This is a genomic window from Sphingobacterium sp. PCS056, assembly GCF_023273895.1.
Classification (GTDB): domain Bacteria; phylum Bacteroidota; class Bacteroidia; order Sphingobacteriales; family Sphingobacteriaceae; genus Sphingobacterium.
Map to the genome: position 1 here is coordinate 4,452,338 of NZ_CP096883.1, position 23,477 is coordinate 4,475,814.

A 23,477-nucleotide genomic window follows, 5' to 3' on the forward strand; every position below is an offset into this window, starting at 1 on the left:
TATATAAACCCCAAATAAAGTAAAATGTTTCCTCATTTTTTAGTATCTCCATTTCTCAAATTATAAAATATTTAACAAAAAAAGCTTCATATCTTTCGATATGAAGCTTTTTAATCTTATAGTTTATATCAAACTAGCTGATAATTCCAGCTTTAATCAACTCCAATTCCATTTCTTGCTGCAATTTAAGCGCTTCTTCTCTTGCCTTTTCTGCAAAATCAAGACCCTTTGAAGCATAGATAATACCGCGGGTACTATTGACCAAAAGTCCACAATCCTTATTCATTCCATATTGACATACATCTTGCAATGATCCCCCTTGCGCGCCAACACCAGGAACCAATAAGAAATGATCAGGTGCATGCTCACGAATTGTGATAAATCCTTCTCCTCGCGTTGCCCCAACGACATACATCAGATTCTCAATCGTTCCCCATGTATTTACCTTATCAATAACCTGTTCAAACAACTGCAATCCCGAAATATTTTGAAAATTCTGAAAATCCAAACTTCCTTCATTAGATGTTAAGGCAAGCACAATCGCCCATTTTCCATCAAAATCTAAAAATGGAGTAACAGAATCTTTTCCCATGTAGGGTGCAATAGTGATCGAGTCAAACCCCAAACCCGATTGTTTTTCATCAAAAAACGCTTGCGCATACATTTTCGACGTATTTCCAATATCACCTCGCTTCGCATCCGCTATGCTTAGGCAATCTTTAGGAAGTGCTGCCCAAGTTTTCTGCAAAGATTGCCATCCTTTTATTCCATAGCTCTCGTAAAAGGCAATATTAGGCTTATAAGCAACACATAAATCTGCTGTAGCATCAATGATAGCTCTATTAAACGCGTAAATTGGATCCTCTTCTGCTAAAAGATGTTCAGGTATTTTAGTAATATCTGTATCTAAACCAACGCAAAGAAATGATTTTTTTATTTTGATCTGTTGAATAAGTTCTGCTCTTGTCATACTTGTTATTCTGTACTTATTTTTTTGTTAATTCGATTATAAAATCAGATACTTCTTTACGAGAATAATCTGCTAAACCTTCATGTTTAGTTTCAATTTCACCGTTCTTATTGATGATCAATGTGGTCGGAATAGAACCCCCTAACCATTCTTTTGGAATTGCAGAATTTGGATAGTAAACCGGCAAATTCAATTGTTTACCCTTCATAAAAGTATTCGCCTTTTCAGACTCCCCCTCAATCTCCACGATAAGGAATACAACATCCTTATTATCTTTTAATCGCTCATATAAAGTCGCAATAGATGGCATCTCAGCGATACAAGGCGGGCACCATGTAGCCCAAAAGTTGATAAAAACCACTTTACCTCTAAGATCATCCATTTGAACAACTTCTCCCTGATCATTCTTAAAAGAAATATTGTGATCCGTAGCGATAAAAGCCTGCGAATCTGATTCCTTAGGTTTTTCCAAAGAAGGCTTAAATAAACCGATACGCATCAATCCCTGTTGAAAATATGCACGACTTGTAGGCCAAAGCAATAAAAGAATGACCACAACAAAGATCGAATTGAATACTATTTTTTTAGTTTTTGGATTCATGAATGATATACTTAGGAATCAAATTTTTCTAATTGCTTAAGCAATGTGGCGAAATCTTTTGGATAAGGTGCCTCAAATTCAAACCTCTTTCCATCAATCGTAAAATCAACATATCGCGAATGCAATGCAAAGCGTTTCATAATCGGTTGCTCCTCTTCATTTTTAGACAATGAAAATCCTCGTTTTTTAACCTGTGATAAATAAACAGGCTTTCCATGGTACATATCATCACCAACAATAGCAGCTTTTTGGGTCGCTAAGTGTATACGAATTTGATGCATACGACCAGTGATTGGCTTACACTCTACTAAAGTATAATGATTAAAATAACGAATAGAATTAAAAATTGTAGTTGCAGCTTTTCCCTTAGCACGATCTATAGATACATTTTTACTTCCTTGATTCAAAATTGGTAATTCAACCTTCAAATCTGTAAACGTATGTGTTCCCGCGATAATGGCATGATATACTTTATTGACACGACGTCTTTCAAATTCAATAGAGACGGCACGGTAAGTCTCTGGATTTTTAGCAATAAGTAATAATCCCGAAGTTTCCTTGTCCAATCGGTGACAAATTTGAGCATCAGCAAAATATTTTTTTGCTAAGCGTAAAATATTGATCTCCCCCCCTTCGCGTTCGTCCAAGGAAGCGATAAACGGTGGTTTGTTGATAACAATTAAATTATCATCTTCAAAAACAATAAGATCGGAAAATTTCGGAAATTTAAATAAGCGAGTTTCGTTTTCTCTCATGGCACAAAAATAGTAAAATCAAAGCAATTAAGTCCCCTAATTACTAAACTATCATTTTAATATCAATAATTAATGACCTTAATTCAACGAATTTCTCTAATTTTGATTAAATTAAAATAAATCAGTAATGTCTGTAAATAAAGAAGTAAAACGTATTACAACAGTACAAGTACAGGAGATGAAGCAGCGCAATGAAAAAATTGCCATGTTAACCGGTTATGATTTCACTATGGCTAGGGCACTAGACCAAGGCGGAATCGACATCATTTTAGTAGGAGATTCAGCGGCAAACGTTTTTGCGGGTTACGAAACAACGCTTCCCATTACTTTAGATCACATGATCTACCATGCAGCATCTGTGGTACGTGGTACAAACAGAGCCATGGTTTTAGTCGATCTTCCATTTGGCGTATATCAAGGTAGTGTTGAACAAGCGTATTTATCGGCAGTACGTGTAATGAAAGAATCTGGAGCACATGCCCTGAAGTTAGAAGGCGGTCTAGAAATCATTGACAACATTAAAAAAATTATAAATGCAGGAATTCCTGTCTGTGGTCATTTGGGACTAACTCCACAAGCAATCAATAAATTTGGAAATTTTGGTGTTCGCGCTAAAGAAGAACATGAAGCTGAAAAACTAAAAGCAGATGCACTAGCACTACAAGAAGCGGGTTGCTTTGCAATTGTACTCGAAAAAATACCTGCTGCATTAGCCGCAGAAGTAAGTGCTTCGCTGCACATCCCAACAATAGGTATTGGCGCGGGAAATCAATGTGACGGACAGGTATTAGTCGTCAATGATATGCTTGGGCTGACAGATGGGTTTAAACCTAAATTCTTAAGACAGTATGCACAGCTTTATCAAGAAATAACTGGAGCTGTAGGACAGTATGTTGCTGATGTCAAATCAGTCGATTATCCCAATCAAAACGAACAATATTAACCGATAGCTGTCATGACCAAAATTATTTTAATAGCCGGACTTATATTATTTTTATTATACTACATCAGTAAAAAGTTGTCCGCATCATTTACTGCAAGTAATAGTCCAGCTATTATTGTAAAAAATGGTTATCAAAAAATCGATACTTCCAAAGTCATCATTGCCGACACATCTCAAAAAGTGATGAAAAATGTAGGCATTGGCGCCATCTTACTAATTATCATGCTTGCATTGATCATCAAAGTCAAGCTACTGCTGTTCTTGCTGCCGATCTCAATCTATATGATGGGCTACTTATTTCTATTTAAAAATCATTTAAAGAAGACAACAAGTCAGGTCATTTGGTACAATAAACAAACAGCAGATGTTATGATTGAATCTCTTACAGAGAAGACCTATCGCTTTAATTTGCTTAGCGATGTCCAAGCTGTTCAACAGATCGAGTCAATTCAAAATACAAAAGGATTATTGTTTGGATATTTTAGAATCAAAACCAAGGAAGAAATTATTGAAATTCCTTATCTCGTATATCAAAATAATCCGAGCAATCAGGACTTTTTCAGTTCATTAAAAAGCAATTATAAGATCGATCTACAGAAAAAGATATTCCCGATCATTTAATTCAACGATTTACATATGCTGCAGAATAGAATAAAAATAAGACAGCAATAAATCGCTGAGATTAGGTATAAAAAAGGCTTCTATCCACTCAGATAGAAGCCTCTTTTATACCAGAACAATACCGTTAAAAGTCATCTTCAATAATCTCAGCCACACGACCGATCTGACCGTCCATCAAACGGACTTTAATTCCTCTATGATGATACGGGGCTGAAGTTAATAAATCTTTTACGATACCTTCTGTAAGCTCTCCCGAACGTTGATCTTTTTTCAAGATAATATTAACCAACATACCTGGCTTAATCGTTGCTCTTGTTTTTCCATCCATAATACAAATATCAAAAAATAAACAAGGTCTTACAAATGAAGTAAGACCTTGTCTCATTAAGTTTATGATATGCTATTTAAATAATTTAAAAATATCATTACCGAAAATAAACACCATCAAAGCGAGTAGGATAAAAAATCCAACCATTTGTGCTTTTTCCAAGAATTTCTCACTTAATGGTTTTCCTTGTATCATTTCTATTAATAAGAAAACAACATGACCACCATCTAAAGCTGGAATAGGTAATAAATTCATAAATGCCAGAGCCATTGACAGCATACCTACCAGTGACCAAAAACGCACCCAATCCACTTCAGTACCAAATAACTGTGCGATTCCTACAGGACCTGAAAGCGCCTTATCAGCACGAATCTCACCTTTAAATATTTTACCAAATCCTTTTGCATTATCGGTAATCACCGTAAATGCTTTCTTTGCACCCATTGGCAAAGATTCCATCAAACTATAATGAATGGTAAACGTTTTAATCGTTTGATCACGATTGACATTAAAACCTAAAATGGCATCCTTTGGAACTACGCCTTTTAAAGCTTGTTCTTGACCATTACGTACGATTTTCAATTCAATTGGTTTACCAATTTTACTATTCAGCTGATCTTTAAACTGGTCAAAAAACAAAATTGGAGTTTGATCAACTGCGATGATACTATCACCTTTAATCAAGCCCATTTTTACAGCTTCAGAACCCGGTTGAATACCAGCAACAGCTGTCATTTTCGTACGAGGTTCGATAAATTTCTCATCCTTTTTATCAGCAATAGTATTTAAAATATCAGCAGGGACGTGAATTTTAGTATGAACACCTGCACGCTCAACCGTAAGATCAACACCACCCATTAATAGCTTAGAACTGATTAAATCCGAATAATTTACAATTTTAACACCATCAATAGCCATGATACGGTCTCCCGCCTGTAAGCCGATTGATTTACCAATTTCCCCCGGAACAATCCCATTCACCAGTTGATCGTTTTTAATATCCGTGGTTCCCATTTTGAATGTCAACATCCAAAAAACTACAACACCCACAACTACATTCACTATAATACCGCCCAACATGACGATCAAGCGTTGCCAAGCTGGTTTTGAACGAAATTCCCATTCCTCAGGTTCACCTTTTAATTGTTCAGTATCCATGGACTCATCGATCATACCTGCGATCTTGACATATCCTCCCAAAGGCAACCAACCTATACCATACTCACAGTCTTTATATTTGAATTTGAATAATTTGACACCCCATGCATCAAAAAACAAATAAAACTTCTCTACTTTGATTCCAAAAGCTCGAGCCGCTAAAAAATGGCCCAACTCATGCAATACGATTAAAATTGACAAGCCTAAAATGACTTGTGCCACCATAATTAAAACACCCATGTATCTCCTTCTATAATTTTACTTAATTGATTATTTCTTCTGCGATTCTCCTCGCAGCATAATCGCACTCAATATAGTCATCTAGACTTGGTCTCGCAAGATAATTTACTTTTTCCAATACCGTCTCGATCACATCGCTCATGCCCAAGAAACTGATCTTATCCTTTAAAAATGCATCCACGACGATTTCATTAGCTGCATTTAACACACAAGAACGATTACCGCCCTTTCGCAATGAATCATAAGCCAATGCCAAATTTCGGAAGGTATGTAAATCAGGTTTTTCAAAAGTCAATTGCGGATAGTCCAGAAAGTTAAAACGTTCAAAATTATTTTCCAAACGAAGTGGATAAGACAATGCATATTGTATCGGCAATTTCATATCTGGTACCCCGAGCTGCGCTTTTATCGACCCATCTTGAAACTGAACAAGAGAATGCACAATAGACTGTGGATGTACAATGACATCAACCTGATCAACTTCCAAATCAAAAAGCCATTTTGCTTCTATGACCTCCAAGCCTTTATTCATTAAAGAAGCCGAATCAATAGTGATCTTAGCGCCCATCACCCAATTTGGATGTTTTAAGGCATGCTCCTTAGTTACTGAGGCCAACAAAGACCGGTCTTTCCCTCTAAACGGACCACCAGAAGCCGTGATATAGATCTTTTCAATCGGATTAGCGTCCTCTCCCACCAAGCATTGAAAGATCGCCGAATGCTCCGAATCAACCGGCAGCATCTTCACCTGATGTTTTAAGGCTAAACCCATCACCAGCTCTCCGGCAACCACTAAAGTCTCTTTATTTGCAAGTGCTATATCTTTACCATTTTCTATTGCTTTAATGGTAGGTCTTAGACCTGCCGCACCAACAATAGCATTCAAAACAACATCGATCTGTTCAATCTGTACAACGTCCTCCAAAGCTTGCACACCCGAGTAAACAGCGATAGCAGTATGACCTAATTTTGCTTTAACAAATTCGAACTGTGTTTCATCAATAATCACTACAGCCTGAGGTAGAAATTCAAGCGCCTGCGCCACTAATAAATGAGCATTAGAACCACAAGTCAATACAACTACTTCAAAACGATCAGGAAAAGCCCGCACCACATCTAAGGTTTGTGTACCTATACTACCCGTTGAACCTAAAACAGCTATTCCTTTTTTATTCAAAATCAATTTTTTTTATTAAAATATATTACTTAAGATACTAGGATCTTCACTTCCTTTATATTCCTGAACCATATCTCGGTACGCAACAGTATACACAACCGATGTTAGTGGAATAATCAAAAAGGAATTTATCAAACTAAATATGATCGCCATAATCGAATACTCCATATACACCCAATAAATATTCAGTACACTTACAAAAGTCAAACTCAACAAAATTAAAAATAGACGAACAACATTTCCTTTTGTAATCGCCAAGCTCCAACGCAATGACTTAGTTACATTAGTTCCTTTATCAATGATAAAAAAGGGGAAAAAAGAAATTCGAAGCAAAATAAAGAATGATAAGATCGCAGCGACATTAGGTACAATCTCAAAAGAAACGACCTCAGTATCAATCCCCATATAGATAAGTGGAAAACAAACAATCATGGCAACGACAAGAATCAATAAAGAAGCTAACGTAAACAACACGATACCACCTAAAAAGATAAATAATTCTGACCAAGAAGGCCAAGTTTTGACAACCCCTACATGTTCCTTATGATCCAATAAATTCAAAATATACTTAAAAAGAAACAGCTGCAGACCTAATAAAGTAACAGCAAATAATAACATTAAAGGAATCTTGATAAGAATACTTGACATCTCTAAATAAAATGTCAATTCATGCGCAACGACAAACAATAAAAAAATAGACAACAGCAATCCTCCTATAGAGAAATAATGCCCCTTAAGTATGTGAATTGACTTGCTTAAAACTTCATTAACAGCAAAAGTGCTCTCCTTGAGAAACTGAATCATCGAAATAAAAATAAATTACACAAAGATGAAATAATTTTTGGTTATCAACAATTTAACACATCAATATTTCATCTTTTTTTAAAGATAAAGAACTCCAAATCAAAAAAGCCTTCTCAAAATAATATTTGAGAAGGCTTTTCTTATCAGTACCGCTCTATTTGAAGTCTTTTGGAACTGGTTTTTCCAATAAATATTGATAGTAAAAACGAACACGTTCTTTAAAATCATAAGCATTTTTTGATCTTTCAAAACCATGGCGACTACCTGGGTAGATCATCAACTCAAACGGTACCGAACGATCCGTTAAGGCATCTACCAGTTGTGTCGTATTTTGCAAATGAACATTGTCATCCATGTCTCCATGCATGATGCGTAAAACACCTTTGTAGTTGTCGGTATAAGTCAATACCGATCCCTTTTTATAACCTTCAGGATTATCTTGAGGGGTATCCATCCATCTTTCAGTATAGTGCGTATCATACAGCTCCCATGAAGTAACTGGGGCTCCTGCAATACCAAAATCAAAAACGTCCGCGGCCTTGGTTAATGCCAAACAGGTCATATAACCACCATAACTATGTCCCGTTATTAAAAATTTATGCTTAGCCACATAAGGCTTTGCTTTAAACCACTTTGCAATGGTAGAATAATCGATTATTTCCCAATGGCCTAAGTTTCGGTGCATCAAGGCCACCCCCTTCTTTCCAAACTGTCCAGAAGCACGGTGATCTGCAGAAACCTGAATAATACCTTCATTAGCCCAATATTGGCTTCGTGTTCCTTTCCATGTATCCTTCACTGTACCTGCATCAGGACCTCCATAGATACTAAAAATAACAGGATACTCTTTTGTCTCATCAAAATCAGTCGGATAAGTAACCACTACCGGTAAATCATACTGACCATCATCAGACTTGATCGTGAAGTACTTAGTCGCACCAAATTTATAAGAATTAAAATCAGAAGATTTACTATCGGCAAGCTCTTTCACGATCTGACCTTTATTATCCACCAAAGCAATCCTGTTTGGAGTACTTACATTCGAGTAATTCGTAATAAAATAGCGTCCATCAGGAGAAATCTTCACATCATGAGAATAGTCACCAAATGTTAAACGCTTCATGTTTTTACCCGAAAAATCAACACGGTATAAATCATATCGAGCAGAGTTTTCTTTACGAGCCATAAAATAAACCACTTTTGCTTTTTCATCGATATATTCCAATGAAGTCACCTGCCAATCACCTGCTGTAATCGGGTTTAATAGTTTACCACCTAAAGTATATAAGTAATAATGTGCCCAGCCCGTTTTATCCGATTTTAAGATATAATGCTTATTATCTTCCAAATAAGTAATCCGCTCATCATGATCCAAATTAATCCATGAAGACTGTTTTTCATCGTAAATTTCTTTCTTGGCGCCAGAATTAGGATCTACTTGATAAAATTTCAAATTATTCTGGTCACGATTCATCCATTGGACCATAATATTTTTACTATCAAAACTCCAATACGGTTGACCAAAATATTGATCATCTTTCTCATTAAAATCAGACCATATCACTTCACCACCAGTAGCATTCACAATTCCGACTTTCACTTCAGGATTGGGATCACCAGCTTTTGGATAGCGCGTCTCTTCTAGATACCCATGCTGACCTTTGGACACATAAATTGGAAACATCGGCACTTTAGTATCGTCAAAGCGCATAAAGGCTAGTTTCTTACTGTCTGGAGACCACCAAAAAGCCTTATAATTGGTCGATCTACCTAATATTTCCTCATAATATACCCAAGATGACCAACCATTATAAATAACATCAGTCCCATCATTCGTATAGCGAATTTCTTTCCCCGACACTAAATCAATAGCATACAAATCGCTTTTTCGTGTAAATGCGACCAGCTTACCATCTGGTGAAAGGGTTGGATTTTGCTCAGCAATATCCGGAGAGCTTGTCAATTGCTTTGCAGCTTGATTACCGTCCTGAATAAAAATATCATTTTTTGAAATGTACACTTTCACAGAAGATTTAGCCGGCACAACATGCAATTCACGTTTACCGCTTTTTAAATCCACTTGATACACTTTGCCATCCTGCGCATCCCGCTCCAAATAAGCCGTATTATTTGCCCAACCTGGATAGCCATTGATACTTTGTGTTAATGAATTTCGATTTCCCCAAGATTGATCAAAATCCAATCGTTTTTGTTGCGCTTGAACTGAAGATTCTGATACGAGAATAAAAGCCGTAAGACTCAGCGCGGTAATTAATTTACTCATTTAAATATGAAGATTATCTAAGTTTGACCACTAAGATAGGAAATTGACCCTATTTACAAGAAATTTAAGTTGTAACAAGCTGAATAGACAAGTAAAATTTACATATCCTCAAACAGCGATAATTGATAGCCCTCAAAACGTTCGATTTTTTCATCTTGAAAATTTGAAATCGAAATCCCCATCAATCGAACCTTTTTATCAAGCTCCAACTTAAGGAGCAAAGCAAGTGCAACTTGATACATATCTTCTTGATTAGAAAATATTTGTAAGATTGAAATGCTTCGAGTCAATACCGTGAAGTCAGCATATTTCACTTTCAACGTTAAGGTTCTCCCCCGTTTGTCCCCTTTTTCAAGACGACCATAAAGACGGGTGCTCAGATCATGTAAAATAGATTTAAGCTCCTCCAATTGTTCAATATCATGCGAAAAAGTATCTTCAATACCAATAGATTTACGAATACGATTAGGAACAACAGCACGATCGTCAATTCCCCTCACAATCTGATAGAAAAAATCACCCGATTTTCCAAACCAACGAATCAAATCAGCATGGGACTGCTTCTTAAGATCCATACCTTTAAAAATTCCCAACGAGCGCATTTTATTAGCAGTCACCTTTCCAACACCAAAAAACTTTTCAACAGGAAGCTCCTCCATAAATGACAATATTTTTGAAGGACCTATAAAAGTCAGCCCATCGGGCTTGTTCATATCTGAAGCTATTTTAGCAATAAACTTATTAACAGATACACCAGCCGATACAGTAAGGTTAAGCTCAGACTTTATTTCTCGTTTGATTCGCCTCGCTATTTCCAAAGCTGATCCGATCTGCTGTTTATCATCAGAAACATCCAAAAATGCTTCGTCCAAAGATAGTGGCTCCACCAAATCTGTATAACGATTAAAAATAGTGCGAATGTGATCTGACACCTGCTTATAAACATCAAATCTAGGTTTGGTAAATATAATATGAGGACATAATTTGAGCGCCTGTATAGAAGACATGGCAGATTTAACCCCATATTTTCGAGCCTCATAACTCGCTGCAGCAACTACCCCACGACCGTCAGGAGATCCACCGACAGCGATTGGCTTACCCCTTAAATCTTCAAAATCACGTTGATCGACAGAAGCAAAAAAAGCATCCATATCCAGATGAATAATTTTTCTCTTTTTATCTGTTATTGTCTCCATCATCAATTTCTAATTATACAAATTTATAGAATAATATATAGAGATGCTCCTTTATTGAAATTTTAAAATCCATAAACAAACTCAAAAAACATCCTATTTATACTTATGGTTATTGTAATTTTTTTCTGAGTAAGCTCCGCTACAGCTAAAAAACAGGTGAAATAGTCGTATTAAAAATTGGAAAGTAGATCGATCCACCAGCATAATAAGAAATGGCCGTTTAGACATTTCAAATAGCAATCACAAAGAATAGAAAAAAGATTAATTTTGGATAGATATCCACATAATGATATTGCCCATCCAAACAAATTTACCTAAGTTTATACTAAAATTAAACTCAAATATGACTAATTCAATAGATACGCAACAAAAGAAAGGTGGTTTCAAAAAATTCATAATAATCGCCATCCTAGTCATTTTAACCCTTGGAGCAAGTATTACATACTATAAATACTTTTTCGTTTTTGGCGAAGGAGTTAAATCAGGCTATTTAAACTTCGCTGTAAAAAAGGGAAATGTGTTTAAAACCTACGAAGGCAAGCTGATACAAGAGGGTTTCGGACAGATGAAAGCAGGCGGTGTAGCCAGCAATCAATTTGAATTCTCCATTCAAGATGAAGCTATATTTAAGCAACTCGAAACAAATAGTGGTAAGTTTTTCGATTTACACTACAAGGAATATCATGGCGTATTGCCTTGGAGAGGAAATACGGTCTATGTTGTCGATAAAGTCATTAACATGAAATAAGAAAAAGCTGTCTCCTACGCTTCTGACCAGCGCATGAGATAGCTTTTTAGTAATACCCCTATATATTTCAACACGCTCCCAGTATCATCACATATACTTTGAACAAAGGTACTTTGATCCTCCTGAGTATACCACAGAAAAATTTTCATAAAAAATCTGGTTTACGCGAAGGTAAAGATATCCGGTCTTTTCTCTATCATCTACTGCAGAATACTGCGATACGAGTAGGGAGCAACTTCAATATATCTTATATCTATATGTATGGACCAAAAATAGTGATATCATGGTGAAAACACCATAAACTCGGACTGAACACGGACTCAACACGGACGCAACACGGATTTACGGTGTATATGATCAGATTATAACCTACATTTCATCTGAATCAAACTCAAATTACCCATAGACACCAGCTATACTTAGTCACAAGCTAACAAGAATAAAAACTGGCTTTATTTAGCTTGAACAATGTTTTTTAAAGATTTAAAAAGAAATGCTCCATCTGCTCAAGCGATAGATGAGCATAAACTTGCCACATGAACGAACGGGTAATATTGAAACACAGAGTCCGAGTCAAAAAAACCGAATCATCATATCCATCAGGTTAATTTATCCTCATCGTTCTTACAATAACATGTCCACAAGTAATCAAAAACTTAAATACACACTGAAGATGTAATATTAAAAAACGGAGAATTTTTATCTTACCAATTTATATTCCATTAAAATAGTCAAGTCTTCGGTCAAAGATATATCCAAGGATACATTGACAATATAAATTAGGGTAAGAATAATATACGAAAAAATATAGGTTTTTGATTTCTGAAATATCCCACCGCTCGCTCAGGAGCAGGGACCAACATACTCACAAAAAAAGAGTACGGCCACCACATGAGACTGACAGCCCGGATATGGTGACTGTGGCAGTCTAGCAACATCGCCGATATCCTGCAACAAGATGATTATTTATTATAATTTTTTTTCACAAAAGTAATCGTGAGATTTCGCAAATCTCGGAATCGGTTACAACCCTTTGTAAACGAAAGGTTGTAAGACCGAAGACTGCGGCAATAAGCTCATTTGTTCCTTTAAAAATCAAATGATTATACAGAGTATCGTAGCGTACGCTTATAACGGCACGGAGATTGAATTGAAAACAGCCCTTTTGGACAAATTATTTTTCTATGCTACTACTAAAAAGGAGCATCATCAGGCATGTCGTTCATACGCGAAGGCATCGTGATACCACCTGTCATACCGCCGGTATCACCACCACTAAACATGGCGGACGGATTCATTGCTGGCGAACTGAATGATGTCGGATTATTAAATCCATCAGCAGCACCCATCCCTGTAAATTCATCTTCTAAATCCACAAACTTCACGTATTTACCAATAAAGCGGAGCGGTACAATACCCGTCTCACCATTACGGTGCTTCGCAATAATAACCTCTCCCACACCAGCGGTAGATCGGCCTTCTTCATCCTCTGTCATACCATAATATTCTGGACGATATAAAAACAATACCATATCCGCATCCTGCTCAATAGATCCAGATTCACGTAAATCGGAAAGCATCGGTCGTTTTGAATTTCCCGGACGAGACTCTACAGCACGGCTTAATTGGGATAAAGCTAATACCGGAACATTCAATTCTTTAGCCACAGATTTCAACGCCCTTGAAATACTACCAATCTCTTGCTCACGGTTACCACCACCTTTACCCTCAGCCTTACCATGCATAAGTTGTAAGTAATCGACGATCACCATTTGAATATCATGTTGCGCTTTCAACCGTCTACATTTTGCTCTAAATTCAAACACGTTTAATGCGGGAGTATCATCGATGATTAAAGGAGCCTCAGTCAAACGTCCAATCCTTGAATGCAATTGTTGCCATTCATGATCAGCTAAATTACCTTTCTTTAATTTTTCTTGTTCGATCTCAGTTTCACCAGCGATCAAACGATTCACCAGTTGCACAGATGACATCTCCAGCGAGAACACCACGACAGGTTTTTGATGATCAACCGCAGCATTACGTGCTACAGATAATACAAAGGCCGTCTTTCCCATTGCAGGACGAGCAGCGATAATGACCAAATCTGATGGTTGCCAACCTGAAGTCATACGATCTAAGGCGGTCAATCCCGAAGGCACACCAGTCAATCCATCTGTACGATCACGCAACAACTCCAAATTAGAGATCGCTTCACGCATGATATCATCCATTTTACGAGAATCTCTTCTTAAATTGTTTTGAGCAATATCAAATAAACTCTTCTCTGCATGGTCTAATAAATCAAATATATCTGACGTTTCATCATATGAACTATTGATAATTTCGGTAGAAACTTTAATCAGTTCACGTTGAATATATTTTTGCGAGATAATACGCGCATGAAATTCAATATTTGCAGCAGAAACTACGCGATCTGTTAATTGTGTAATATAATATGCTCCACCCACCATTTCCAAAGCTCCCATCTTTCGAAGTTCGGCGGTCACAGTAAGCAAATCAATAGGCGAAGTTTTTTGGAAGAGATTAAAAATAGCTTCGAAAATCTTCTGGTGCGAATCTTTATAAAAAGAATCCGGTTTAAGAATATCAATGACCTCACTTAGCGCATTTTTCTCCAACATCAAAGCCCCTAGGACAGCTTCCTCCAAATCCAAAGCTTGAGGCGGCAGTTTGCCAAGTCCGCTAACTAAGTTGTTGAGTTTAGTCCTACGCTCTCCGAAATTGGTTTTCTTACCAGTTCCAGCATTATTATCTTCAAAATTATTATCGTTACTCATCTTTATGTGATATCCAAAAACTTGTGCATGTACGCCAAAAAATTGATAGCGGATAGCAAATGTATAAAAAATAAGGTAGAGATTTTTTAAGAGTTGTACACAGTTAAAATAGTTGTGAAAACAATCACCTTAAAAGCTTTTGATAAACATCGTTTTACATCCTAACTTTTCCACATTTGATGTGGAAAAAAATGTTAACAACAAAAAATAGCATCTAATTTACAATACATTAAGACGTTGTTAACAACTTTGACCACTGTTAACAAAGTTAAGCTATTTCGCACACTATTCGTACAAGCTTATTGGAAGAAATTTTAAAAAGATTATTCCGATTTTGGTTTAAATTGGAAGCTAAGCTCAAAAATTCTGAATTTTTATTTTTTCCTTTTCGATCATATTAAAGCTCAATCAGAATATTGTATCTTTGCTACTATGACAAATGAAGCATCATCATTAAAACCATACAAAGACGCGAAAGATGGTAAAAAGCAACAAGTTGCAGATATGTTTAACAACATCTCCAAAACTTATGATTTTTTAAACCATTTTTTGTCCCTAGGTATCGATATAATTTGGCGTAAAAAAGCGATTAATGCTTTAAAAACCATCGCTCCACAATATATGCTTGACGTTGCTACGGGAACGGGAGATTTTGCATTGGAGTCCATTAAGATATTAAATCCTAAAAAAATAATTGGTGTAGATATCTCTCAGGGTATGTTGGATGTTGCACAACAAAAGATTACGCAAAAAGGACTCTCCAATCAATTTGAAGTGCAGTTAGGAGATTCTGAGCATCTGCAATTTGAAGACAACACATTTGACGCAGTAACAGTCGCTTTTGGAGTTCGAAATTTCGAAAATTTAGAGCAGGGATTGGCCGATATATGTCGTGTATTGAAACCAGGGGGTAAAGCTGTAATCTTGGAATTTTCTAATCCTAAAAAATTTCCAATCAAGCAATTATACAATTTCTACTTCAAGAGAATAACACCCACGATCGGAAAAATATTTTCGAAAGACTCAAGTGCTTATTCCTATCTCCCAGAATCTGTCGCTCGTTTTCCTGATGGCGAAAAATTTGCTCAAATCACTAGAGCAGTAGGTTTTTCAGACACCGTAATTCGTCCTCAGACTTTTGGCGTATGTACAATTTATATTGCTACAAAATAAAAATCTCAGTTTAGTTTTATTTTTAACACCAATACTATGTCAAAAACAGTATTCATCACAGGAGCAAGTTCAGGAATCGGAAAAGCATGTGCTGAGGTTTTAGCGCAAGAAGGTTACAACTTACTACTATGCGCACGTCGTTTCCAAAATCTGGAAGAAATCAAAGATAAATTAACAGCACAATATCCTCAAATTGCTATTCATATCTTTGAACTTGATGTACGCAACTACGATGAAGTGAAATCAAAAATTGAAGGCTTACCTGCCGAATGGAAAAATTTGAATGTACTCATCAATAATGCAGGGTTAAGCCAAGGATTAGATCCTATTCAAGATGGTGATATTGGCGATTGGGACCGGATGATCGATACCAATGTCAAGGGATTATTGTATGTAACAAAAACCGTCATTCCATTATTGCAAGATCAAGAAGGAGCACATATTATCAATATAGGCTCGATTGCTGCCAAAGAAGTTTATCCCAACGGCAATGTCTACTGTGCAAGTAAGCATGCCGTAGATGCCCTTAATCAAGCCATGCGTATCGATCTTCTTTCGAAAGATATAAAAGTAACAGGCATTAATCCTGGCATGGTAGAAACTGAATTTTCAGAAGTACGTTTTAAAGGTGACAAAGAACGAGCAAAAAATGTGTATACAGGAGTCGAGGCATTGACAGGAAAAGATATTGCCGAAACCATAGCATTTGTTATCAGTAGACCCAAGCATGTCAACATTAATGACCTGATCATTATGCCAACTGCCCAAGCAACTGGAACGATTGTAAATAGAAAATCATAAAATCAATTAAAATATGACTTTAGAAGAAAAAATAAATCAAGATATTAAAGCGGCAATGATCGCAAAAGATGCGAATAAATTGCGCGGCCTTAGAGCAGTAAAAGCAGCAATATTATTAGCTAAAACAGAAAAAGGTCACACAGAGGAATTGACAGAAGAGACTGAAATAAAAGTACTTCAAAAATTAGTTAAACAACGAAAAGAATCTGCTGAAATTTATAAAAATCAAAACAGAGAAGATCTGTACGCTATTGAAGTGGAGGAACAAGAAGTAATCGAAGCTTATTTACCAAAACAATTGAGCAGAGAAGAAGTCGAAAAAATCATCAAAGATATCATCAGTACTACTGGAGCATCTTCTGTAAAAGATATGGGTAAAGTAATGGGTGCCGCTAATCAACAGTTAGCAGGAAAAGCCGATGGACGCACAATATCTGAGCTTGTAAAAAGTTTACTCGCTTAATTAAATATACTTAATTATTAAAAGGGCTATAGCAATATAGCTCTTCTTTTTTTATGGAATTATTTTGGAAACATAAGACCTTCTCTGAATTAACTACAGCAGAATTATATCGCATTATCAAATTACGAGTAGAAGTTTTTGTCAACGAGCAACAATGTTTTTATCCCGAATTAGATGATAAAGATTATCAATGTAGCCATCTTTGGGCAGAGATCAATGATGAAGTTGTTGTATATTCCAGACTCGTTCCTCCAGGCCTCTCTTACCGAGAGCCGTCAATCGGTCGAATTGTCACCAACCCTACCTTTAGGGGCAACAATTATGGCAAATTACTGATCGCTCGATCGATCGCGTACAGCTATGAAAAGCATGGCAGGACAGCGATTCAAATTGGGGCACAGACTTACCTTAGAAAATTTTATGGTAGTTTTGGATTTGAGCAAGTATCGGATGAATATTTAGATTATGGAATTCCTCATATTGACATGATAAAACCTTAAATTTAATTATATGAATCATATCGTTATTATTACAGCAGCTATTTTAGGTTCTACAGCCATTATGCTTGGCGCTTTTGGGGCACATGCCTTTAAAAAATTGATTAGCGAAGAAAAACTAGCCTCATTTGAAGTTGGTGTTCGCTACCAGATGTATGCCGCCATCACCCTCTTGATCATTGGATTTAACCTATCATTTGATCTATATAGTGAACGATTTGCCTTCTATGGGATCACATTGGGGACATTACTCTTTTCAGTCAGCCTCTACTTCTTATCATTTGCACAGTATTGGAATAAAAACTTAAAATTCCTAGGCCCTATTACACCACTAGGAGGGCTCCTGATGATAGCAGGTTGGGTTGCATTAATCATTCGTTTTATCTAACTTAGCCTTAATAAGGCCATGATGTCTGCCCTGAACCGCTTGATAAAGCTGATGACGTCTACTCCGATCGTGCAAAAAGCACGATCTATAATTGTGTATGTTATGATCAAGTAGACATGTTGACAAAAAAAAATATCTTTTCAAAATTTGCCTTTCAGCGTACAATCATTTTCATTTTAAAGTGGTTGTCGATTACGGTGCTCATCGGCATTATAGTCGGTTCTATTTCGGCATTTTTTCTGTCCAGTTTATCTTGGGTCACCAACTATCGCGAACTTCACCCAGCGATTATCGTTGGATTACCAATAGCCGGTTTACTAATTGGCATATTATATTATTACTATGGAGGCCTATCCAGTAAAGGAAACAACCTCCTACTTAAAGAATACTACCAAAGCGAACAGAGTATCCCGCTAAGGATGGCGCCCCTAGTTTTAGTTAGCACACTTCTAACGCATCTTTTTGGAGGATCTGCAGGACGAGAAGGCACAGCTGTACAAATCGGTGGAGCTATCGCTGATCAATGCACCCGAGTTTTCAAACTCAATCAGGACGATCGTAAGATTTTAATCATTATGGGGATCAGTGCTGGTTTCGCTTCTGTTTTTGGAACACCTTGGGCGGGAGCAATATTTGGATTGGAAGTGATTACTGGAGGTAAATCAAGATTAAAAGCATTTATACCGAGCATCATAGTCGCCTTTGTAGCCAACTATGCCTGCTCATTTTGGAATGTAGCTCACACGCATTATCAGATCCATGAGAGCATACCTGCAATAAATAGTCAGTATATGCTCTATACAATTGCAGCAGGTGTTGTTTTTGGACTAGCAGCATATCTATTTACCCGATGCAGCGATTTCTTTACGGCTATTTTCAACCAGATAAACTATCCCCCACTGCGGCCTTTTATTGGAGGATTAGTATTGGTGGCCACCATTTGGTTATTAGGAAATACACGATATATTGGCTTAGGTATCCCAACGATATTAGCATCTTTTGATAGTCCTTTAAATGCTTATGATTTTTTGATCAAGCTCTTATTAACCACTTTCACACTAGCTGCCGGATTTAAAGGAGGAGAGGTAACCCCCTTGTTTTTCATTGGTGCTACCCTTGGCAATGCCCTTTTTAGTATCATTCCATTACCTTTGGGGCTACTGGCAGCAATGGGCTTCATCGCTGTCTTTGCCGGAGCAACCAACACACCGTTAGCGTGTTTAATAATGGGTATTGAGTTATTCGGATATGAAGCAGGTATTTATTTCACTGTAGCGTGCCTGATCGCGTATTTTTGCTCAGGCTCAACAGGCATATACGCCACTCAAATGCAAAAGGGACCAAAGCATCGGTTTTACCTCCATTTGCGAACTCGAAGAGCAAGTCTATACGAAAAGTTAAAGAACTTCTAAAAGCTAGAAAAACAGCTCATGGATCATCATTAAATGAATAAGCCATGAACTGTCTATTATATGCGCTATAGCTCTTTAAGATGTTTGTAATTAGATTTTATGGTGTCAATTACTTCCTGCATTTTTCCGCCCAGCATTAATTTAGACATCGATTTGGCCATACCTACCATTTGATCAAAATCAACTTTTGGAGGCATTGCCAATGCATTGGGATTGGTAAACACATTAAGAAGAATAGGTCCGAGATGTGACAGGGCAAATTCAACTGCATTTCGAACCTCTTCAGGCTTGCGAACATTTATACCTTTAAAGCCCATCGCCTGTGCAATGGCTGCAAAATCTGGATTTACCATATCAGTTTCATTATCAGGTAAACCGGCAACTTCCATCTCCAATTTTACCATACCCAAAGCCCTATTATTAAAGACGATGATTTTTATCGGCAATTGATACTGATTGATTGTAGCCAAATCTCCAAGCAGCATCGACAATCCACCATCGCCACATAAAGCAATTACTTGTCGCTCTGGATGAGACAAAGCTGCCCCTATTGCCATTGGCATAGCATTGGCCATAGATCCATGATTAAAAGAACCGAGCATCTGCCTCTTACCAGTCCCTGTGATAAAACGCGCTCCCCATACACAAGTCATTCCGGTATCTACGGTAAATATGGCACTATCCGTCGCTAATTCATTGATACAATGAGCCAAATACTCCGGTTGAATGGTATCTTCTCCCCCTTTCTCTTCCATAAAACTGCGCATATTATCCTTTACTTTTTCGTAGATCTTAAGCTGAGCTTCCAGGAAACTAGCATCTTCTTTTTGTTCCAGTAAAGGTAGAAGGGCTTGTAAAGTATGTTTGATATCACCACATAAGCCCATCTCCAATTTTGCGCGTCGACCTAACCGTTCGACAGCTGTATCAATCTGAATAATCTTATTATCAGTAGGCATAAACTTATCATAAGGAAAATCTGTTCCTAGCAATAAAATCAAATCTGACTCATGCATACTTTGGTATGCCGCAGCTTGCCCAAGCAGACCAGTCATTCCTATTTCATAGGGATTATCATGTTGAATCCCCATTTTACCCCTAAAAGAATATCCTACGGGAGCCAAAATCTTTTGAGACAATTGGACCACCTCAGCATGCGCACCAGAAGCACCTATACCACAAAAAACAGTTACACATTTACTCGAATTAATAACTTTTGCTAGTACATCCAGCTCATCATCCGAAGGTCTAATGACGGGGTTTACATGGAACAATTGAGTCGAAACAATAGATTCTTCAGCTTTCATCTCCGAGACATCGCCAGGTAAACCAATAACAGCAACACCCTTTTGTCCGATAGCATGTTGTATTGCTGTTTGAATGATTCTTGGTGCTTGCTCTGCAGTAGTGATTAATTGATTATAACAACTGCAGTCATCAAAGAGCTTGATGGTATTTGTTTCCTGAAAATAGCCCATTCCCATTTCAGGCGTGTTTATCGTCGATGCGATCACAATGAGGGGAACATGAGAACGATGAGCATCGTACATACCATTGATCAGATGCACATGTCCTGGACCGCAACTACCCGCACAACAAGCAATTCCATCTAATTCCGCTTCGGCAGCAGCGGCATAAGCCCCAACCTCCTCATGACGGACATGAATCCATTTGATCCGACCATCTTTACGGATTGCTTCATTAAAAAAATTTAGACTATCTCCTGTAACCGCATATACACGTTTTACGCCTGCTTCAACTAGCATTTCAACTAACTGATCTGCAACAATCTTTGCCATAATAAATCATTTAAGTCAAAGAGCAATCAATAGCTCTCCAACTTAAATAACAATAAAAATTACAATCAGTTTTAAAATTTTCTGTTAAGAAAGGTTATAATAATTTACCAGCTAAAAATAATCCCGCAACAGTAAAGTAAATAATCAATCCAGATACATCAACCAAAGTCGCGACAAATGGTGCAGAAGCAGTCGCTGGATCCAAGCCAAATCTTCGTAAGACAAATGGAATAACAGATCCCGATAAAGTACCCCAAAGAACAACAAATAGCAAAGATAAGGAAACACTTAAAGCAATATATACCCAATAGATACCATAGTCATAAATCCCTAATTCTTGCCATAATAAGATTCTCAAAAATCCAATAAGACCAAGTATACCCCCTAAAATCAGTCCAGAGGAAATCTCTCTTTTCATCACATACCACCAGTCCTTCAATTTGATCTCTCCCAAGGCCATAGCACGAATAATTAAGGAAGCCGCCTGCGACCCTGAATTACCACCACTCGAAATAATCAGTGGCACAAACAAAGCAAGCACGACCGCTTTTTCAATTTCTCCGTCAAAATAAGCCATCGCCGAAGCAGTAAGCATTTCACTTAAAAATAGAATAATCAACCAACCTGCTCGTTTTTGAATTAACTTTAACAAAGGGGTTTTTGTATAGGCAACGTCAAGTTCATCCATACCACCAAAACGATGGATATCCTCCGTGTCTCGATCTTCAATCTGATCCAGCACATCATCAAAGGTGACAATTCCAACCAAAACACCATTTTCTGTCGTTATAGGCAGTGCACTGCGATCATATTTTTTAAAAATCTCAAAGGCTTCCTCCATGGGAGTCACCGCTTTTATGGAGACGAAATTATAATCGATCAATTCTGAAATCTTAGTATCCGCATCAGCTAATAGCAGTTCGCCAATTTTCAAATCATCAATCAATACATTATTTTCATCGACCACATAAATAAAATTTAAGGTTTCAGCTTTCTTACCAAATAACTTAATATGTTTAAATACATGTTCAACTGTAAAATAAGGTCGTACTTGTACGTACATGGGCGTCATCAAACGGGCAATACTGTTTTCGGCATAACCAATCAACTTTAGCGCCAACTGCTTCTCACGTTCATTCAATAGATTGATTAAATACTTAATCAGATCATCGGGTAATTCAGAAAACAACTGATTCCTAATATCCGGTTTCAGATTATTAAGCAATTCCGATAATTGCGACTCCGATAGAGATCGCGCCAATCTATATTGAACATCCTTCTCTAAAAAAGAAAAAATTTCGAGTCTTAATTCAAAATCATATTGATTGAATTGTTGATACAGGGCCTCTTGATCCAATGTACTTAGAGCCTCGGCAAGATCTGCGGGATGTATTTTTATTTTTTTACCCATACATAGTTACTTTTTTGTCTCCGCGAGATGTTGAAAACTAAACGAAAAATATCATGATAGAAATATTCAAAATTGAAGGTGGCCAGGCTGGAGCTCAATCGGTTCCTTCCCTTGTTGAAACAATCTGGCGGATAAAGTACCCTTAAGTTCAATTTGAGCATTTTCAACATGGAGCCAGCTCCCCTCTCTCAAGCCTAAAACAGCTTGAGTATTAAATTGATGAAACTCGCGTATTCGGGTTTCTCTTGTTTCACCTTTATGGGTAGAATTGGGATCCGGATCAAGATAATGAGGATTAAGATTGAAAGGTAAAAATTGCAAGGCATCAAAACTAGGCGGATATACAATGGGCATATCGTTAGTTGTTCCGATTGTCAATCCAGTTAAATTAGATCCTGCAGAGGTACCAACATATCGCAATCCTGCGGCGACTGCTGCCTTCAAATCATTGACAAGGTCTAATTCATACAAGGTCTTCAACAAAAGAAAAGTATTTCCCCCACCGATAAAAATCGCCTTTGCCTGCCCAATCGCCTCTTTTTGATCCGAATAAGTGTGTAAACCGCTCACACGAATACCTTTATCTGCCAGAGCTGTCTGCACATTTGCCGTGTATTCATCATAAGAAATACCAGAAGGTCTTGCGTAGGGTACAAAAATCAATTCATCAGTTTGAATAAAATCAACCAAATCGTCTTTTATATAAGTCAAAAAAGAACTTCCGTGAATGGTGCTCGTACTGATAACAAGCAATCTAATATTACTATTCATATCCATTATCTTACTACCTAAAAATCCTTCAAATTTAGAATTTATTATGTTATTCCAATACAAAAAAAGCTAGCGTGAAAAAGATTTAATAAAATCTTTATTTTCACGCTAGCCCAATTGTATCTCTGCAACAGAA

Annotated in this window: 22 protein-coding genes and 1 riboswitch; of the genes, 9 read left to right on the top strand and 13 right to left on the bottom strand. The window is 37.1% G+C overall.

The genetic code is table 11. The features are described 5' to 3' along the window. Positions 1-133: 133 nt before the first annotated feature. From pyrF to MUB18_RS18655, 3 genes are read right to left on the bottom strand one after another with little or no spacing between them, the layout of a single operon-like run. A complete protein-coding gene (gene pyrF / locus MUB18_RS18645) occupies positions 134-970 on the bottom strand; it encodes an orotidine-5'-phosphate decarboxylase (protein WP_248754210.1) in 837 nt (278 codons plus the stop codon). 16 nt (positions 971-986) lie between these two features. Continuing rightward, the gene (locus MUB18_RS18650) at positions 987-1,571 is read right to left on the bottom strand and encodes a TlpA family protein disulfide reductase (protein WP_045752825.1); all 585 of its coding nucleotides are present in this window, start codon (positions 1,569-1,571) and stop codon (positions 987-989) included. Between the two features lie 11 nt (positions 1,572-1,582). Beyond that, positions 1,583-2,326 carry an RluA family pseudouridine synthase gene (locus MUB18_RS18655; RefSeq protein ID WP_045752826.1) on the bottom strand — a complete coding sequence of 248 codons (744 nt, stop codon included), beginning with the start codon at positions 2,324-2,326 and terminating at the stop codon, positions 1,583-1,585. Between the two features lie 127 nt (positions 2,327-2,453). Between MUB18_RS18655 and panB the strand changes: the two genes are divergently transcribed. Together panB and MUB18_RS18665 are read left to right on the top strand one after the other, a co-directional pair. Then, the gene (panB, locus tag MUB18_RS18660) at positions 2,454-3,269 is read left to right on the top strand and encodes a 3-methyl-2-oxobutanoate hydroxymethyltransferase (protein WP_045752827.1); all 816 of its coding nucleotides are present in this window, start codon (positions 2,454-2,456) and stop codon (positions 3,267-3,269) included. 12 nt (positions 3,270-3,281) lie between these two features. After that, positions 3,282-3,890, top strand: a complete 609-nt coding sequence (locus tag MUB18_RS18665) for a hypothetical protein (RefSeq protein WP_045752828.1) — start codon at positions 3,282-3,284, stop codon at positions 3,888-3,890. Positions 3,891-4,014: 124 nt separating this feature from the next. Here MUB18_RS18665 and MUB18_RS18670 read toward each other — a convergent pair whose 3' ends face one another. From MUB18_RS18670 to dinB, 6 genes are all read right to left on the bottom strand, one after another. Then, positions 4,015-4,218 (bottom strand): YwbE family protein, encoded by a 204-nt coding sequence (locus MUB18_RS18670; RefSeq protein ID WP_038697238.1) that lies wholly within the window; start codon positions 4,216-4,218, stop codon positions 4,015-4,017. Positions 4,219-4,290: 72 nt separating this feature from the next. Continuing rightward, positions 4,291-5,616 carry an RIP metalloprotease RseP gene (rseP, locus tag MUB18_RS18675; RefSeq protein WP_045752829.1) on the bottom strand — a complete coding sequence of 442 codons (1,326 nt, stop codon included), beginning with the start codon at positions 5,614-5,616 and terminating at the stop codon, positions 4,291-4,293. A gap of 22 nt (positions 5,617-5,638) precedes the next feature. After that, on the bottom strand, positions 5,639-6,793 hold the full coding sequence (locus MUB18_RS18680) for a 1-deoxy-D-xylulose-5-phosphate reductoisomerase (RefSeq protein WP_248754211.1): 1,155 nt from the start codon (positions 6,791-6,793) through the stop codon (positions 5,639-5,641). Positions 6,794-6,808: 15 nt separating this feature from the next. Continuing rightward, on the bottom strand, positions 6,809-7,597 hold the full coding sequence (locus MUB18_RS18685; RefSeq protein WP_248754212.1) for a beta-carotene 15,15'-monooxygenase: 789 nt from the start codon (positions 7,595-7,597) through the stop codon (positions 6,809-6,811). Positions 7,598-7,751: 154 nt separating this feature from the next. Continuing rightward, positions 7,752-9,881: a S9 family peptidase gene (locus MUB18_RS18690; RefSeq protein WP_248754213.1), complete on the bottom strand. Its 2,130-nt coding sequence runs from the start codon at positions 9,879-9,881 to the stop codon at positions 7,752-7,754. 98 nt (positions 9,882-9,979) lie between these two features. After that, positions 9,980-11,080, bottom strand: coding sequence for a DNA polymerase IV (gene dinB / locus MUB18_RS18695; protein ID WP_411028107.1), 1,101 nt, complete (start codon positions 11,078-11,080; stop codon positions 9,980-9,982). Between the two features lie 340 nt (positions 11,081-11,420). Between dinB and MUB18_RS18700 the strand changes: the two genes are divergently transcribed. Beyond that, the gene (locus tag MUB18_RS18700; RefSeq protein WP_248754214.1) at positions 11,421-11,825 is read left to right on the top strand and encodes a hypothetical protein; all 405 of its coding nucleotides are present in this window, start codon (positions 11,421-11,423) and stop codon (positions 11,823-11,825) included. 1,193 nt (positions 11,826-13,018) lie between these two features. On the opposite strand, the gene dnaB is transcribed toward MUB18_RS18700, so the two are convergent. Continuing rightward, a complete protein-coding gene (gene dnaB, locus MUB18_RS18705) occupies positions 13,019-14,626 on the bottom strand; it encodes a replicative DNA helicase (protein WP_045752833.1) in 1,608 nt (535 codons plus the stop codon). Between the two features lie 432 nt (positions 14,627-15,058). Between dnaB and ubiE the strand changes: the two genes are divergently transcribed. The 6 genes from ubiE to MUB18_RS18735 all read left to right on the top strand — a co-directional run bounded on the left by ubiE (position 15,059) and on the right by MUB18_RS18735 (position 19,360). After that, positions 15,059-15,799: a bifunctional demethylmenaquinone methyltransferase/2-methoxy-6-polyprenyl-1,4-benzoquinol methylase UbiE gene (gene ubiE / locus MUB18_RS18710; protein WP_248754215.1), complete on the top strand. Its 741-nt coding sequence runs from the start codon at positions 15,059-15,061 to the stop codon at positions 15,797-15,799. A 36-nt stretch (positions 15,800-15,835) separates the two neighbouring features. Continuing rightward, positions 15,836-16,600: an SDR family NAD(P)-dependent oxidoreductase gene (locus tag MUB18_RS18715; RefSeq protein ID WP_045752835.1), complete on the top strand. Its 765-nt coding sequence runs from the start codon at positions 15,836-15,838 to the stop codon at positions 16,598-16,600. A 13-nt stretch (positions 16,601-16,613) separates the two neighbouring features. Beyond that, a complete protein-coding gene (locus MUB18_RS18720; protein WP_045752836.1) occupies positions 16,614-17,063 on the top strand; it encodes a GatB/YqeY domain-containing protein in 450 nt (149 codons plus the stop codon). 53 nt (positions 17,064-17,116) lie between these two features. Further along, complete coding sequence (locus MUB18_RS18725) at positions 17,117-17,563, top strand: GNAT family N-acetyltransferase (RefSeq protein WP_248754216.1); 447 nt, start codon at positions 17,117-17,119, stop codon at positions 17,561-17,563. A gap of 10 nt (positions 17,564-17,573) precedes the next feature. Next, entirely contained in the window at positions 17,574-17,948 is a 375-nt protein-coding gene (locus MUB18_RS18730) for a DUF423 domain-containing protein (RefSeq protein ID WP_045752838.1), read from the top strand. Positions 17,949-17,953: 5 nt separating this feature from the next. Next, positions 17,954-18,016: riboswitch (Fluoride riboswitch) on the top strand. Positions 18,017-18,064: 48 nt separating this feature from the next. Continuing rightward, positions 18,065-19,360 (top strand): voltage-gated chloride channel family protein, encoded by a 1,296-nt coding sequence (locus tag MUB18_RS18735; RefSeq protein WP_248754217.1) that lies wholly within the window; start codon positions 18,065-18,067, stop codon positions 19,358-19,360. Positions 19,361-19,425: 65 nt separating this feature from the next. Here MUB18_RS18735 and MUB18_RS18740 read toward each other — a convergent pair whose 3' ends face one another. The 3 genes from MUB18_RS18740 to pepE all read right to left on the bottom strand — a co-directional run bounded on the left by MUB18_RS18740 (position 19,426) and on the right by pepE (position 23,341). After that, positions 19,426-21,159, bottom strand: a complete 1,734-nt coding sequence (locus MUB18_RS18740) for a thiamine pyrophosphate-dependent enzyme (protein WP_248754218.1) — start codon at positions 21,157-21,159, stop codon at positions 19,426-19,428. A gap of 94 nt (positions 21,160-21,253) precedes the next feature. Then, positions 21,254-22,570, bottom strand: a complete 1,317-nt coding sequence (mgtE, locus tag MUB18_RS18745) for a magnesium transporter (RefSeq protein WP_248754219.1) — start codon at positions 22,568-22,570, stop codon at positions 21,254-21,256. A 66-nt stretch (positions 22,571-22,636) separates the two neighbouring features. Beyond that, complete coding sequence (gene pepE / locus MUB18_RS18750) at positions 22,637-23,341, bottom strand: dipeptidase PepE (RefSeq protein ID WP_248754220.1); 705 nt, start codon at positions 23,339-23,341, stop codon at positions 22,637-22,639. Positions 23,342-23,477: the final 136 nt, after the last annotated feature.